The sequence below is a fragment of the Streptomyces sp. NPDC014889 genome, from assembly GCF_043081205.1.
Lineage (GTDB): Bacteria > Actinomycetota > Actinomycetes > Streptomycetales > Streptomycetaceae > Streptomyces.
This window is the reverse complement of sequence record NZ_JBIBWH010000005.1, coordinates 232,338-247,199: the sequence shown is the minus strand read 5'-3', so window position 1 is coordinate 247,199 and position 14,862 is coordinate 232,338. Positions and strand designations below refer to the sequence as shown.

The following is a 14,862-nucleotide window of genomic DNA, read 5'->3' as shown; positions in this document are numbered from 1 at the left end:
TCACTCGTCCATGAACACGATCCGCCGCGACGGCGTGGTACCACCGGGAGCGGTGGCCGTCGCGGAGCGGCCCGCCGGTACCGCGCGTTCCCGGCCCCAGGCCCGGATCTCCTCGATCTGCTCGGGGTTGACGCGGCTCAGCGGCACCGTGTTGGCGAAGGCGTCGAGCAGGAAGGAGGGCTTGAGCCGGTCGGCACCGCCGCTGCGGTAGGCCTCCTCGCCCACATCGTGCAGCGTGGACTCGATGTCGGAGCCCGCGAAGCCCTCGGAGAGGTCGACGAGCCGGTCCACCTGCTCCGGCTCCGGGGAGGTCTTCAGATAGCGGCGGTAGTACAGCTCGATGATCTCCTTGCGGTCCTGGCCGTCGGGCAGGTCGACGAAGAACAGCTCGTCGAACCGGCCCTTGCGCAGCAGCTCGGGCGGGAGGCTGCGGATGTCGTTGGCGGTGGCCACGACGAAGGCCCTCGACCGTGACTCCTGCAGCCAGAACAGGAACTGGCCGATGATCCGCTGGGGCACGCCGGACATGTCGTCCCGGCCCGCGAGGCCCTTCTCGATCTCGTCGATCCACAGGATGCAGGGCGCCACCCGGTCGGCCTGCGCCAGGGCCTCCCGGAAGCGGCCCTCGGACTCGCCGAGGAACTTGCCGTGGATGCTGGCCATGTCGAGCCGGTAGAGGGGCAGTTGCCACTCGTGGGCGATGGCCTTGGCGGAGAGGGACTTCCCGCAGCCCGGCACGCCCACCAGAAGCACCCCGCGGGGCGGTCGCAGCGCCGTGTCCCGCAGGTCGGCGTGCATCATGTCGTGCTTGCGCTTCAGCCACTGCCGCAGGCTGGCCAGCCCGCCGACCGTGTAGTCGCCCTCCTTGAGCTGGACACGTTCCAGTCCGGTGAGGTTGCTGAAGATGCGGTCCTTGGACTGCGCGAGCCCGAGGACGTCGCCCTTCAGGATCGAGCCCTTGGCCGCGATGGTGGCCATCAGGTTGATGCACTCGGCCTCGGTGACCCCGCTGAGGAACTCGGCCGCCCGCCGGGCGTCGTTCTCGTCCCATTCGATGGGGATGTGCCCGCGGTGGTCCGACAGGAAGCCGGCGAGGGTGCCGTACATCTCGTCGGCGTCCGGCAGGTCGAGGTGCAGGCTCATGCCGAGCCGCTGCAGCCCGCTCCAGATGGGCGAGTCCGTGATCAGGACGATGCTGCCCATGTTGTTGTCGGCGAGCCGGGCGAGTTCGGCGATGTGCCGGGTGACATGGGTGTCGTCCTCCAGGTGGTCGGGGTCGACGAGGACGACGGTGGAGTTGGGCCGGCTGCTGAACTGGGCGGCCGCGTAGTCCATGGCACCGGTCAGCGACCGGTCGTCCTGCACCGGCGCGTTGGTGCGCAGATCGCGCAGGCCGGTGGCGCGTGTGTAGATCCAGAAGGGCATGCTGCTGCGGCGCGGCTGCACGGCCGCCTCCCGCAGCAGGCGCAGAGCACGCTGCTGCTCGATGGTCCGCATGCCGATCACCGGCACCCGGGCGGAGATGTAGCTGTCTAGGTGGGCCAGGCTTTCCGAGTAGTTCGACATGCGTGCCTTCGGTCGCGGGACGGACGGGTTCTGCGGGCGGTCGAGCGGAGGGGCGGAGTCAGTCGGTGATCACGCGGCGGCGCGGACGGGTCGCCGGGGCATGGGCCCACGGGTCGGCGACCGGGGCGGCCCCGGTGGGCGCGTCCGCGCCGGAGGCGGGTGGCCGAGCGGCGAGCAGGACCGTGAGCGGGTTGTCCCGGAGGGTGCGCCGGCGCTGGTCGACCCATCGCGGGTCGGAACCCTGGGCCGCGAGCCGGTCCAGGTTCCGCTCCAACTGGTCCTGCAGATCGGTGATCTGGGCGTCGACCACCTCGGCCATGCGGGTACGCGTCGACTCGGGCAGCCCCGGATGCCCCGCCAGGGCCCGTACCGCCTGCAACTCCGTCCTCGCCTGGGCCAGCGCCCGGCCCGCCGAGAACTCGTCCGGGGCGGCGAGCATCGCCTGGACGAGCCGCTCGGCCCAGGCCCTCAGACGGGTGTCGAGGGCGGCGCCGAGGTGGAGCACGAGCCGCTCCCAGGTCTCGCCCGGGAAGTGCTCCTGGGCCAGCGCCGGCAGCGTCCCGGGATGCACGGCCTCCTCGGCGGCCCACCGGCGCAGGAACTCCACCCAGGTCTCGTACGGGCCGCCGTGCCCCCAGTACGCGGTCATCCCGTGCCCCCGGGCCTGCGGACGACGGTCTCGCCGGGCGGAAGCGGCTCCCAGTCGGGCAGCCCCTCGACCACCTGGCGGACCCGGCTGGTCACGCGCTCCCCGGAGGGCCTGCGGGTGGTCGCCCACGGTGACTCGCCGCCCGAGGCGTCCTGCCTGGCCGACGACGTGCCGGACGCGCCGGGCGCGAGCCACTGCGGATCCCCGGGGGGCCGCCGGGGCGGCGGCGGAGCTGCGGGGTACGGACCCGGGGCGGTGCTCATGAGGCGGTTCCTTCCTTGGCCACGGTGCGGCCCTCGAACGGCGAGCCTCCCCGGGTCGCCGTGACCAGGGACTTGATCAGCTCACGGCAGTGCGGCTCGACACCGTCGGCGGCGCGGAACTTCTCGTTCCAGTCGGTGAGTTCCGCGGAGGCCGCGCGCAGCTGGTGCAGGGACTCCAGCTTGGCCTGCTCCAGGATCCTGCGGGCGTTCTCCTGGTGGCGGGCCGCGGCCTGGGCGCCGTTGCGCAGGACGAGGCCCCAGACGCCGCCGACCACCGCGGCGATCACCAGCGCGACCGGGATGCTGGCCGCACCGACGAGCACCAGGATGCCGACGAGGACGAGTGCGAGCGGCGTCACCTTCTTCGCCCACGGATAGGCGTACGAGGCGATGAAGGGCTGCATGTGCTGGTCCCAGTGGGCGTTGAGCGACCGCTCCAGATCGGGCAGGGGCTGTCTGAACGAGCCGGTCCACGGCGGCAGATGGAAGGTCTGGGCGGTCACCGTGTACGCCGTGCCGAAGTGCGCCTGGACGTCCTGCGGCATGGCGGCACGGTAGTCGCGGGTGAATCCGGCGTGCGCCTGGAGGAACCACTCCTGACAGGCGGCGACGGAGAGCCGCTGGGTCGCGGGCGAGGTGCCGATGGCCGCCGGGTTGAGCGCGGCGGTGGTCTGCACCGTCAGATAGTCGAGCGTCTCCTCGTACGAGGCCGAGTCGGCGTCGGCCGCGTGGCGGGCCGCGTCCAGGTCGCCGCCGTGGTCGATCACCGCGTGGTTGAAGGCGAGGTCGCGGCGGAGCGGCAGCTCCTCGCCGTCGTACTCGGAGACGAGCCGGTCGAGGATGTCGTCGACCGCGTCCTCCAGCCGCTCCGACGGCTGGAACTCCTGGTCCAGTATGGCGCGGTACTTGTCGAGCACCACCTGATGGGCGCGGGCCCGGCTCAGGACGCCGTCCAGCTGCTGCCACTGCGGACAGATCTGGACCAGGCGCGGGAACTCGGCGGCCGCGGACGGCTGCGCGAGGGAGTCGACCTCCTCGCGCCATCGCGTGATCTGCTTGGTCTGTGCCTCCTCGCTGTCCATGAGCCGTTCGCGCCAGCGGGCCAGCGTGCTGTTGAGCAGCTCCCGTCCGGCGAGCCCGAACGCACCCTGGGCGATGGACTCCAGGATGACGGCGAACTCCCGGCCGAGGGCCGCCGGATCCTGCGCGAGGAGGTAGTGGCGCAGCCACCGCACCGCCGCCTCCTGCCGGTTCTGGCGGCGCAGCACGAGCGCGAAGAACAGCGACGTACGGTCCGGCGAGCGCCGGAAGGCCTCCTCCACGGCACGCTCGCACAGCGACCGGTCGTCGGCCGACCAGGAGGCGAGGGCGACCAGGGCGGGGGCCAGCCAGTAGCGGGGGGTCTGGAGCATCAACTGGTCCCCGACCATGCGGACGTTGTCCTCGGAGACCAGGCCCAGGTCGAACGCCTGGAGCATGCCGACCGCGGTGCGCCGCACGGTCTTGTAGTGGCCGAACTCGTGGTCCACCTGGTCCTGGATCACTCCGACCCGGATCTCGGCGCGCTGGACGTTGGCCGTGAGCTGCGCAGTCTTGACGAAGGCGAGGAACTCGTCGCGCAGCTGCTGGAGTTCGGTGCGGGTCTCCTGCTGGTCGGCCTGCACGGCGGAGACCTGGCCGGACACGGAGCCCACCTGCTCGCTGAGCCTGACCACGAGGTTGCTGACCTGCTGCACCTTGTGGTGCAGGGCTACGTCCACCTCGGACATTCGGTTTCTCCGATCACACGGTTCTGTGAGGACGTACGTACTGCTCGCACGGCGCCTCCCGGGGCCGTACGGCTCGGTGCGGAAAGTGCCGGTGTCAGGGGCGGACGACGGTCCCGTCGTCGAGGACCGGCAGGAGCAGCCCGCCGGAGTAGACCTCGACGTAGGCGTAGCCGCCGGAGCGCACCAGCATCCGGGCGCCCGAGAACGGGTCGGGCACGGTGTCGGACGGGGAGAAGTGCCGGACGATGACGGCGAAGAGGTCGAGCTGGTGGTCGACGTAGGGCGGGCCGAGGTGGCAGCGGGCGAAGAAGCCCAGCGGGATCTCGCCGTAGCTCGTGCGGTACTCCTCGCCGATCGACTGGGCGAGCTGCCTGCGGGCGTGGTCGTCCAGGCCGGCGTCGAGACGGCCGACCGCGTCGCGCAGGCCTTGCGGGCGCGGGGCGAGGCGTTCGCGCCGCAGCGGTGCGGCGGGGCCCGGCGCGCCGACGACCCTCCGGGTCCCGGCCCCCGTGGTGAGCCCCTGGTCCGTGCGGCGCAGCATGTCGGACGACGTGGACGGCGTACCGGCCCCGCCCGTCTGCACGATGCGCCGGGGCCGCTCAACATGATTCATGACATCCCCCGACTTTCCCCCGGTAGAACGATGGCGCTCGCTCTCGCGCCGGTGTGCGCGACGCGCGTCGCGACCGGCGGGAGGTGAGACTAGTCACTCCGTCATCATCATGCGACTCGCGACGGCCTGTTGACACCCCGGCGACCCGCAGGACTCCCGAATTCGCCCTGTTCCCGCCCAGTTCACGCCTCTCATCGGCCGGCGGGGCTGACAGACTCCCCGCCATGGGGTCGATCTATGCGTTCATGGTGGGCATCAACGACTATCCGGCAAAGACCGCCGAGCCGCTGACGGGCTGCGTCAACGACATCACCGAGGCCCGGCGGCTCCTGGTGGACCGGACCGGCGGTGCCGCCCGGATCCGGGCCGTGCTGGACGGCGCGGCGACGGTCACGGCGGTGGAGGACGGCATCCGCACGTTCCTGGGCGCGGCCGGGCCCGGGGACACGGCGTTGTTCTGGTTCTCCGGGCACGGCACGGAGGAGGCCGCCTCGGGCGCGGACCTGCTGATCGAGGCGACGGGGCGGAACCAGGCGCTGGTGTGCGCGGACGGGCCGCTGCCGGACAAACGGCTCGGCGCGCTGCTCGACGCGGTCGCGGCACGCGGCGTCCATATGGCGGCGGTGCTCGACTGCTGCTACGCGGGGGGCGCGACCCGGAACGCCGGGGAGGCCTCCGACCTGACCGCGCGGTTCGCCCCGCCGCTGTCCGGCTGGCGGACGCCCGCCGGTCGTGACGTCGCGGTTCCCCAGGGGCCCGCCCGGCATGTGCTGCTGGCCGCGAGCAGGCTCGATCAGCCGTCGTACGAGGGGCACTTCGGCGGCCGGCGGCACGGCGCGTTCACCCACGCCCTGCTGGGCGCCGTCCGCGCCGCGGGCCCGGAGGCCACGTACCGCCAACTGCTGGCCGCCGCCGACGCCCGGGTACAGCGCTCCGGGGGCCGGCAGCAGCCGGTGCTGTATCCGGCGACCGCGGGCGGTACCGCCGATCTGCCGTTCCTCGGGGGCGCGGCCGCGGGCGTCCCCGGTGAGCATGTGCTGCGCCACGGCGCGCACGGATGGGAGGTGGACTGCGGCACGACCCACGGGCTCCCGGACAAAGACGGCGCCCAGGGCACGGAGTTCGCGGTGGTCGGCGCGCAGGACACGGGACCGGCGCCCGCGCTCAGGGCCCGCGCCGTGCACCCTGCCCGGACGCTCGTGGACCCGCTGGGATGGGTGCCCGACACGGAACGGGTGTACCCGGTGGCGCTGTCCGCGCTGGCCTCGGCACCCGCGACGGTGAGCGTGGAGGGCCCCGGGCGGGCCGGTGCGGAGGACCGGCTGCGGGCGGCCGTCGCGTCGTACGGGCCCGGGGGCGGTCGTGCGCCGCTGGTGCGGGTCGTCGACGGCCTGGAGGACAGCGCGGACCTTCACGTGCGGCTGGTGGTGGAGGGCGGGACCGCGCGGGTGCTGGGACGGGACGGCACCGCGTTCGTGCGGCCGTTGCCGTTCGGTGCGGACGGCGACGCGCGGGGGGTGGTGGACTGCCTGACCCATCTCGCCCGCTGGCACCGGCTGCGGGACCTCACATCCCGGCCCTCGGAGCTGGACAACCTGGTGCAGGTGGAGATCGTGCCGTGGGACGCGCCGGACGGGCGGGCGCTCGTGCCGGACGGCAGCGGCGAGATCGTCCGCGCCTACGGACCCGAGGACACGGCCGGGCCGCGCGAGCCGTGGGTCTCCATCCGCCTGCACAACCGCTCACCGCGCAGGTCGCTGTGGTGCGTGCTGCTCGACCTCACCGACAGCTACGCCGCCGACCCCGTGCTGTTCCCGGGGCACTTCATCGGGCCCGGCCGCACCGGATACGCCCTGGACGGCGATCCCGTGCAGCTCTCCCTCCCGCCGGACCGGCCCGCCGTACCGGGCGCCCACGTCCGGGACTGGCTGAAACTCATCGTCGCCGAGGGCGAGTTGAACACGGCGCCGTTCCAGCTGCCGGCCTGGGACCCGGCCCGTACGGGCAGCCGTACCGGCGATGCGCGGCCCGGCGTACGGGACGACGACGGCGTCCTGCGGTTCGCCGCACCCGAGCGGGCGGCGGGCTCCCGCGAGGCGGGCCGGGTCACCCGGGGCGCGCCCGGCCGTTGGGCGACGCGGACGATCGCCCTGCGCACGGTCGTCCCGGACTCCGGCCGGGCGGCTACTGGCCGAGATGGGTGAACCCCGCCCAGGCGCTCAGGTCGTCGGGGTCGATGTGCCGGACCCGTTCGGCGAGTCGGGCGGGCAGCGCGGCGGGCGTCTCCCGGGCGGGGTCCAGCATCCACAGCTGGGCCCGGCGCAGCGCCCTGGCGGGCGGTTCTCCCCCGGTGCGCAGGAAGTGGTGGGTCAGGAACATCAGCACGGACGTCGCCTCGTCCGGCACGGGCCACAGCGAGCCGACGACGGACCGCGCACCGGCCACCAGGAAGGCGGTGGCAAGGCTGTACGCCTCGTTGTGGCCGCGTCCCGAGACATGGCTGCGGCAGGAGGCGAGCAGGACGAGCCCGAGCCTGCGGCGGCCGACCCCGCCGACCGCCTCGGTGAGCTCCTCGGCGGCCAACTCCCCGCCGTACAAGGACAGATACGCGGTGCGCCGGGTATCTCGCGCGATGGAGGCGTGACAGGCGAGGTGCAGTACGGCGCCCTCCTGCCCCTGGTCCGGGTCCTCGGCGTCCGCGCCGGTCAGCCACGACAGCACCTCCTGCGGGGTGCCGGGCCCGTCCGCGCCGCCGCCCGCGCGCCGTCCCAGGAACCGGCCGCGCGGGTAGAAGGCGCGATGCACCGCGTCGGCCTCCTCACCCGCGTACCGGAGGTCACCGGTGGGGTTGCCCACGACCAGCGCCGCACCCGAGTGCACGGCCTCCGGCCGGGCGGCCACGTCGCACAGGAGGCGCGCGGAGGCCGCGTACGAGATCTCCGCCTCGTGCAGCGCGTAGTGACGCCGCCCCTTGGGTGCCTGCTCCCAGGCGGCGTGCCAGGGCACGAGGCCGAGCGGGCCCATCGGCACGAGCACCAGCCGCGGGATCCGCCCGGTGCGGGTGCTGAACACGTCGAGCAGCGGCCGCATCGCGGCGTACCACGCCCACCCGCACAGCCGGTCGAGCCGCTGCCTGAGCGACGGCGAGGCGGCGGTACGACCGGTCACGGGCCCCAGGTCCCGGCCGTGCCCGGCGGACTCCCCCGCCACCGGGCTGCGGCCGCCGCCGTCCTCGAAGGCGCGCACGTGTTCCAGCAGTGGCCGCGCGTCGTCGGTCAGCGTCGGCAGCGGCACCGAGTGCACGGCTCCGGTCGAGGTGACGACGACGGCGGCGCCCGGGGTGTCGTCGGTGGCGGGGACCAGGTAGACGAGGGCGTCCTTGCGCAGGGTCCGCAGCGCGGAGCCGATCTCGTCCGGGGCCGGCGGGTCGAGGAGGCGGTCCTGGACGGTGTCCGCGCCGGTGAGGGCGGCGAGTACCCGGCGGCGCAGGGCACTGGGGACGGACAGCGGGGCCTGGACGGCGGTGAGCGGGTCGGCCGGCTCGGCCGTGAGGCCCGCGGCGCGCCACTCGTCGGCCAGGGCGGCGTGTCCGGCCGCAATCAGACGCTCGGGCACGGTGCGGGAGGTGGTGGCGGCGTGCAGGACGAGGCCGCGGCAGGCGTCCAGGGCCTGCACGGCCTCTTCGAGGGCGTTGTCGCGCAGGCACCAGCCGGCCACTTCGAGGGCGCCCGAGGTGGCCTGGACCGCGGCCTGTGCCGCGTGCTCGGTGCCGGACTGCAGCAGCGCGGCCCACGCGTGGCCGCGCAGCGCGTCGAGTCCGGTGCGGCGCCCGGTGGCCCGGTCGTCGCGGCGCAGCTCCCCCCGGGTGCGGTAGGCCCGGCCGAGGGCGAGACCGGTGGCCGCGTAGAGGCGGTGCTCGGGGCCGCCCGCCGTCCGCAGCGCGGACTCCAGCAGGGCGATCCCCTGGGCGAGGTCACGGGCGCGGGCCGAGGGCGAGAGCCGCGTCGCGGAGAGCGCGCAGTGACCCGCGCCGAGGCAGTAGGCGTACCGCAGCCTGCTGTCGCTGCCCTCGTCCACCATGTCGTGGGCTTCCCGGATCAGCTCCATGGCCTCGACGACGTCGGCCGTGTTCCCGGCCTCGCAGGCCCGCGAGAAGCGGTTGATCCCGTTGTCCCCGAGCACCCAGGCCCGGTGGTCGCGCGGCAACTCCTTCGCCGCCCGCCGCAGTTGCGCCAGGGAGGGGCGGCCGGTGAGCGGCGGCGCGGGTGGGGCTCCCAGCTCCTGGGCCAGCCGGTCCCGGGCGGCCCGGGCGTTCTCCACCAGCGTCCAGAGCCCGATGCGGGCGGGATCGTCGGAGTCGAGCGAGTCGTGCGCGGCACGCATCTGAGCGAGGTGCTCGTCCACGGCCCGCAGGTCCCGCCGCCGGGCGGCGGTCTGCGCGTCGAATCCGGCCTGCTGGGCGGCCAGCACCCGGCGCTCGTACGCAGTCAGATGGGGGCTGTCGCGCAGTCGCCGCCACAGCTCGCGGGCCGTCTCCGTGTCGTCATCCGCACCGGCCGTCTGCCCCCGGTGGGCCACGGCGGTGAACCGGGCCATGTCGATGTTGTGCCCGAGCAGCCCGTCGCCGCCCTGCGCGCCGTCCGCGGCCTCCGCGCGCGTGAGGAGGTCGATCACGCCGTCCATTCCGCTGCCCGAGCCGGCCAGCTCCTGCCGCAGCCGGCTCTGGGCGGCCACGGCGAGGGCCTTGCGCTGCCACTCGGGATCGTCCTTTCCGTGGGAGAGGACGCAGTCGATCAGTTCTTCCTTCTGCTGGGCGGTGACATGGGTGCCGTGCGGGTCGAGGAGGCTCGTGTACGGCAGCAGGAGGAGGGCGTGGTCCGCACGGTCACGGCCCGGCTCGGCGGCGCGGTAGGAGGCGTACATCGTGTCGAAGCCCTCCGCCATCCGGCTCGTGTCCTCGAACTCCTTGAAGATGCCGGGGAAGTCGTCGTCGCCACCGAAGCTCAGAAAGCCGCGCCCCTCACCCACGTCGTCCAGCATGCCGAGGTAGAGGTCCCGCATGTCGTCGAGGCGCATCCCCTCCGGGACGGCGTCCGGAGTCTCGGGGACCACTCCGTGCCGGCTCTTCAGCGTGAGCCAGGCCCAGCCGCCCAGGAAAGAAGCCGCCTGACGGAGCGCGGGGGACTGGTCGCCGTCCAGGGCCAGACGCGCGCACTCGGCGACCTCCTCCAGCCGCCTCGGGTCCGGGTCGTCCCGGTAGCGGGTGTACTGGAAGAACCCGAGGAAGACGGCCGTGACGGTCACCTCGCCGTCCCGCTCCGGCCGCCAGATGTCGACGGCGCGCCGTATCAGTGCGATCGCCCGGTCCTGCCCGGCCCCGTCGCCCCGGACGCTCGCCCGCTCGTACAGCAGCCGTCCGAAACAGTCGAGATACAGCGGGGAGAGCATGTCGACCTTCTCCGGGTCGGCCAGCAGCCCGGGCAGTTCCACCTCGGCCGCGGCCGCCTGGGCCTGGTCCTTCCATTGCAGCCAGATCAGGCAGCGGATGAGGGCGCTTCGGGTCTCGGCCTCCCAGGCCCAGGGCGGCCGTTCCCCCGTCAGCCGCCGCGCCTCGAGAAGCGCGGAGCCGAACTCCTCGCGTGCCTGCTCCAGTTCGCCCCGGTCGGCGACGGCCTTGCCGTGGCTCATGAGGGCGACGCCCAGGCTGAACCGGACGAGCGGCAGGTCGCTGCCGGGCAGCCCCGCGTCGAGGACGGCACGGTAGTGGGACGCCGCGGCCTCGGCGTCCGCCGTGCCGGCGCGCAGCTCGCTGAGCTCCAGGTGCAGGAAGCCCCGTGCCTCCGTGAGGTCCACGGCCTCCTGGCTGCCGGGTTCCAGGTCTCCGGCCGCCTCCTCGTGCAACCGCAGCGCCTCGCCGAGGAGTTCGACGCGCCGTTCGACCGGCTCGTCGGCCTGCAGGTACCGCTGCTTGGAGCAGACGGCGAGCAGCTGGCGTCCCAGCTCCCGCACGAGGTCGTAGTCGGGGTCACCGTCGGGCAGGGCGGCCATGCCCTCGGTCAGCAGGTCCCAGCACGCGTCGAGGAGCCCTTCGGCCGGTTCGGCTTCGTGCTGGAGCGCCCGGACGTGCCCGTACACGATGCGCCAGGCCGCCCAGTCGCCGTCGTCCCCGGGTGTCCGGAAGGCCAGCGAGAACGCCTCGCCGGCCAGCTCCAGGTCCGCCGGGTCCCCGGCCAGCAGGTGCAGGCGGTAGCTGAGCTCACCGGCCAGTGCGCACCCGGCGGAGGCCTCAGGCGCGTCGGAGGCCGTCGTGGAGAGGGCGTCGAGGATCGCCTCGCGTTCGGCGCGGAGCTCGGCGACGAACGCGTCGTCCGAGGCCGGGGTTTGTGTGGTCACGGTGCGGACTCTCAGGGTCTGTGGGCTCTGCGGGGAAATGAGTTCCAAAGGGCCGGGCCGAGGGGCGCGCCCGGCGGGGCCGGGGCGGACGTCAGGGCGCGAGGCGCACGTAGTACGGCTCGAGGACGGAGTCGAGCCACTCCCGCCCTTCGGCCGTGTCGAAGTCCACGGCGTCCGTCTCGTCCGCGCGCAGCGACCCGGCCGGGCTGCGGTCGCCGAACAGCACCACCGTCCGGTCCCCGGGCTCCCGCTTGGACGACCACACGAGGCCCTGCGCCCACGGTTCGGTGTGGCGGCGGATCCAGTGCGCCCAGTCGCGGGTGTACGGGTACTCGTGCGCCTCGGTGTGCACCAGCCAGCTGTCCTGGTGAACGGCTGCCAGGTCCTGCGCGGTCATCAGCGGAAGGACGCACAGATCGGCGGTGAGCCGCAGCATGCTGAGCCGGCGTCCCTCGACCGCGCGGCGCGGCAGCAGCCGGGGCCCGCCCGAGGGGTCGAACGGCAGCGAGCGCAGCAGCGTCTCGCACACGGCGGCCGCCGCGCTGAGGCCCGCGTACAGATAGCCGTACGGATCGCAGGAGGTGCCGTCGAACCGACCGCCCCCGTAGAGGCAGTGGGCAGGCCGGGGATTGAAGCCGGCGGCGGCGCGGTGGGATCCGTGGACGCGGTACAGCAGGGTGCCGCGGGCCAGTGTCACCTTGCCGGGGGTGCCGGTCAGCGCCTCGGGCGGCCGGTAGTTGGGCACCGTCACTCACTCTCCGTCCATGCGTCCTCCATCAGGAACCGTGCTGTGTCGACGAGTTGACGGTCGCGCGCTGTGCCGAGCAGCCGGGCGGGGCTGGTGCCCAGCCAGGAGTTGGCCGACAGCCACCAGTCCGCGGCGCCCCACGGGTCGCGGTCGGCGGCCAGCAGCGCGTTGACCTCCAGGACGACCAGCCAGGGCAGGGTGTCCTCGGCGAACTGGAAGCTCGGCAGCCGCAGGCGCCCGCCCGGGCCCGGCAGCCGGATCAGGTCGGGCGCGTGGGGGTCGCCGCCGTGCCGCAGGACCGTCCCGGCGTCCAGGGCCGGTTCCGCGAGGAGGCGTTCGCGTACCGGGCCGAGGACCGGCCCGACCATGCGGTGCCCGTCGATCAGCAGCACGGCCAGGTCCTCGGGCGCGAAGCCCTGCACCGTCGGCCGGCCGCCGGGGGCGGCGGGGACCGTGACGAGCCGCGCCTGCGCGGCGGTCCCGAACTCCTCCGGCAACCGTTCCCTCAGCAGTCCCGCGGCCTCGTCCGCGGCGGCCGCGCGGACGGGCGCCTCACGCTCCGGGTCGCGTACGACGGCGAGCAGTGCGGCCAGCCGGGCACGGGTGTCCTCGCCGAGGCGCCCCGCGACCCGGTCCCAGCCCGCCGCGGCCGCGGCGAGAACGACGTACGGATCTCCCGGCCCCACCGGACCCGCGGCATCCACCGGATTCAACGCCCCTCCCCGTCCACGTCGGCCTTCTCGTACGCCACGCGCTCTCCGGGCTCCGCGCGCCTCTCGGGCCCGGTGCGCTTCTCGTGTCCGGTGCGCTTCTCGTGCTCGCGCGCGTCCCCCTCCCGTTCCGCGAGTCCCCCCAGCAGCCGTTCCAGGAGGTCGGCGACGGCGTGGCGCCGTACGACGAAGTGGATGTCCCAGTCGGCGCCGCGGACGAGTTCGGCCTCGACCGCGGGCCACAGGGCCGCGAAGCTCTCGAGCGGGGTGAGTCCGCCGCGCCCGGCGCCGAACAGCGGCAGGCAGACGGAGCGCAGCGGAGGATCGTACCGCCCGGCCTCCTCGGCGAGCAGGGCGAAGACCCGCGCCACTCCTCTGGTGATGTCGGCGGGCTGCACGTCGTAGTCGTTGCTCTCGGGGCGGGGCACGGCCACGGCCACGTGGTAGAGGCGCCGGACGCCCTGCGCGTCGAGCGCGCCCGCGGAGGTGGCGGCGACGGTGCCCGGCAGGACCGCCCGGCCGGCGGCCCCGTGCCGGGCGGTCCACTCCCCCAGCTCGTCGTGGATCCGGTCCTCGACGAGTCCCCCGGCGGGGTCCCGGCGCGCCCCCGCCCGGCGCAGGGTCGCGGAGACGGACGACTTGTAGGGCGCGGGCAGGGCGAAGTACGTGTTCGACGGGGAGAGGACGACGTCGATGTCGCGCAGCAGGTCGACGGAGTGGACGTGCACGGTGACGGGGACGGTGCGGTGGCGCGTCCGGACGCCCAGGACCCGGTGGGCGGCCCGGACGGGGTCGTACGGGGCCGGGACGGCGGGGAGCGGCTCGGGGCGCCCGGCGGCCCGCACGATCTCCTCCGCGACCTGCCCCAGCACCATGAGTTCGTGGTACTTGCGGAAGCGCTCCACGCTCACCCCGTACACCTGGGCGGCCCGTCTGCGCCGGTCGGCGGACGGCCAGTCCCGGGTGCCCTGGGCGAGACCGAGGCTGTACTCGGCGGCGGTCTGCAAGCTGCCCCCGCCCAGCCGGGAGACGGCGAGCCGCAGTACCTTCTCGACCGGGCCCCCCTGCAACCCGCCGCCTTCCCGCGGAAGTTCACGGGCGACCCCGGCGAGCACCGGCACGTCGAGATCACGCAGTCGGACGACTCCGGCTCGCCGCACCTTCCGCACCTCCGCGAGGACCGCTCCGTGGTCGGGCGCGTACGAGTGCTGCGGCGGCGGCATGCCGATCAGCATGCCGCACCGTCAGGACTCCCACAATCCCGTTCCGTCCTCCATTGCAGCGCACGGGCCGGGCGCGAACGGGTCGGATCCGGGGCGCGGACGGGGCTCCGGCCGCCTAACTCCGTCCGGTCAGGTGCTTCCTGAGTGAGGCGATGACGGCGGGGGCCTCCGCCGTCAGGTAGAAGTGGCCGCCGGGGTAGACCTGGAGGTCGAAGTCGCCGGTCGTGTGGCCGCGCCACGCCTCGGCCTCGGCCATCGACGTCTTGGGGTCGCTGTCGCCCGTGAGGACGGTGATCGGGGCGCGGACGGTGACGTCGGGGGCGCACCGGTAGGTCTCGATCGCCTCGTAGTCGCTGCGGATGGCGGGGAGGATCATGCGCAGGATCTCCTCGTCGCCGAGCAGCGCGGTGTCCGTGCCGGCGAGGAGCTTCAGCTCCCGCACGATGCCCTCGTCGGAGAGCCGGTGCACCTTCTCGTCGCGGACGGTCGACGGCGCGCGCCGCCCGGACGCGAACAGCCGGACGAGCTCGCCGCCGTCGGCCTCGAGGCGGCGGGCCACCTCGAAGGCCAGGGTGGCGCCCATGCTGTGCCCGAAGAACGTGGTCGGCCGTGCCTTGAGGGAGGGGCCGAGGGCGTCGTAGAGCTGGTCGGCGAGGGTGGCGATGTCCGTGGGCGAGACCTCCTTGCGCCGGTCCTGCCGCCCCGGGTACTGCACCGCGAACACCTCGGCAACGGAGGACAGCTGGGCGGACACGGGGAAGTAGAAGGACGCCGAGCCGCCCGCGTGCGGGAAGCAGAAGAGCTGGGTGGAGCGGGAGGGGGCCGGGTGGAAGCTCCGGGCCCACAGGCTCTCCTCGGTGGACGTAGGGGTTGTCACGCTTTCCTGGACCTTTCGTGAGCGCCGGCACCACGGTGCCGGCGGTGTGGC

At 74.0% G+C, this 14,862-nt stretch carries 11 protein-coding genes; 1 reads left to right on the top strand and 10 read right to left on the bottom strand.

What is annotated here, in order from left to right; genetic code table 11:
• From ACF09J_RS11740 to ACF09J_RS11720, 5 genes are all read right to left on the bottom strand, one after another.
• Positions 1-1,566, bottom strand: a complete 1,566-nt coding sequence (locus ACF09J_RS11740; protein WP_392305226.1) for an AAA family ATPase — start codon at positions 1,564-1,566, stop codon at positions 1-3.
• 58 nt (positions 1,567-1,624) lie between these two features.
• A complete protein-coding gene (locus ACF09J_RS11735) occupies positions 1,625-2,215 on the bottom strand; it encodes a hypothetical protein (protein ID WP_392305225.1) in 591 nt (196 codons plus the stop codon).
• Positions 2,212-2,478: a hypothetical protein gene (locus ACF09J_RS11730; RefSeq protein WP_392305224.1), complete on the bottom strand. Its 267-nt coding sequence runs from the start codon at positions 2,476-2,478 to the stop codon at positions 2,212-2,214. The genes ACF09J_RS11735 and ACF09J_RS11730 overlap by 4 nt, the downstream gene beginning before the upstream one ends.
• Entirely contained in the window at positions 2,475-4,247 is a 1,773-nt protein-coding gene (locus tag ACF09J_RS11725) for a hypothetical protein (RefSeq protein WP_392305223.1), read from the bottom strand. The genes ACF09J_RS11730 and ACF09J_RS11725 overlap by 4 nt, the downstream gene beginning before the upstream one ends.
• Positions 4,248-4,341: 94 nt before the next feature.
• On the bottom strand, positions 4,342-4,860 hold the full coding sequence (locus ACF09J_RS11720; RefSeq protein WP_392305222.1) for a hypothetical protein: 519 nt from the start codon (positions 4,858-4,860) through the stop codon (positions 4,342-4,344).
• 224 nt (positions 4,861-5,084) lie between these two features.
• Between ACF09J_RS11720 and ACF09J_RS11715 the strand changes: the two genes are divergently transcribed.
• Positions 5,085-7,064: a caspase domain-containing protein gene (locus tag ACF09J_RS11715; protein WP_392305221.1), complete on the top strand. Its 1,980-nt coding sequence runs from the start codon at positions 5,085-5,087 to the stop codon at positions 7,062-7,064.
• Here ACF09J_RS11715 and ACF09J_RS11710 read toward each other — a convergent pair.
• From ACF09J_RS11710 to ACF09J_RS11690, 5 genes are all read right to left on the bottom strand, one after another.
• Positions 7,045-11,253 (bottom strand): CHAT domain-containing protein, encoded by a 4,209-nt coding sequence (locus ACF09J_RS11710; RefSeq protein ID WP_392305220.1) that lies wholly within the window; start codon positions 11,251-11,253, stop codon positions 7,045-7,047. The two genes, ACF09J_RS11715 and ACF09J_RS11710, sit on opposite strands and share 20 nt — an antisense overlap.
• 91 nt (positions 11,254-11,344) lie before the next feature.
• Entirely contained in the window at positions 11,345-12,004 is a 660-nt protein-coding gene (locus ACF09J_RS11705; RefSeq protein WP_392305219.1) for an RES family NAD+ phosphorylase, read from the bottom strand.
• Positions 12,001-12,705, bottom strand: coding sequence for a hypothetical protein (locus tag ACF09J_RS11700; protein WP_392305415.1), 705 nt, complete (start codon positions 12,703-12,705; stop codon positions 12,001-12,003). The genes ACF09J_RS11705 and ACF09J_RS11700 overlap by 4 nt, the downstream gene beginning before the upstream one ends.
• Positions 12,706-12,710: 5 nt before the next feature.
• Positions 12,711-13,934: a hypothetical protein gene (locus tag ACF09J_RS11695; RefSeq protein ID WP_392305218.1), complete on the bottom strand. Its 1,224-nt coding sequence runs from the start codon at positions 13,932-13,934 to the stop codon at positions 12,711-12,713.
• Between the two features lie 115 nt (positions 13,935-14,049).
• The gene (locus ACF09J_RS11690; RefSeq protein ID WP_392305217.1) at positions 14,050-14,811 is read right to left on the bottom strand and encodes a thioesterase II family protein; all 762 of its coding nucleotides are present in this window, start codon (positions 14,809-14,811) and stop codon (positions 14,050-14,052) included.
• Positions 14,812-14,862: the final 51 nt, after the last annotated feature.

Bases quoted from the DNA above. Each gene is read 5' to 3' on its own strand.
- ACF09J_RS11740 (WP_392305226.1), bottom strand. From the start codon at position 1,566: ATGTCGAACTACTCGGAAAGCCTGGCCCACCTAGACAGCTACATCTCC.
- ACF09J_RS11735 (WP_392305225.1), bottom strand. From the start codon at position 2,215: ATGACCGCGTACTGGGGGCACGGCGGCCCGTACGAGACCTGGGTGGAG.
- ACF09J_RS11730 (WP_392305224.1), bottom strand. From the start codon at position 2,478: ATGAGCACCGCCCCGGGTCCGTACCCCGCAGCTCCGCCGCCGCCCCGG.
- ACF09J_RS11725 (WP_392305223.1), bottom strand. From the start codon at position 4,247: ATGTCCGAGGTGGACGTAGCCCTGCACCACAAGGTGCAGCAGGTCAGC.
- ACF09J_RS11720 (WP_392305222.1), bottom strand. From the start codon at position 4,860: ATGAATCATGTTGAGCGGCCCCGGCGCATCGTGCAGACGGGCGGGGCC.
- ACF09J_RS11715 (WP_392305221.1), top strand. From the start codon at position 5,085: ATGGGGTCGATCTATGCGTTCATGGTGGGCATCAACGACTATCCGGCA.
- ACF09J_RS11695 (WP_392305218.1), bottom strand. From the start codon at position 13,934: ATGCCGCCGCCGCAGCACTCGTACGCGCCCGACCACGGAGCGGTCCTC.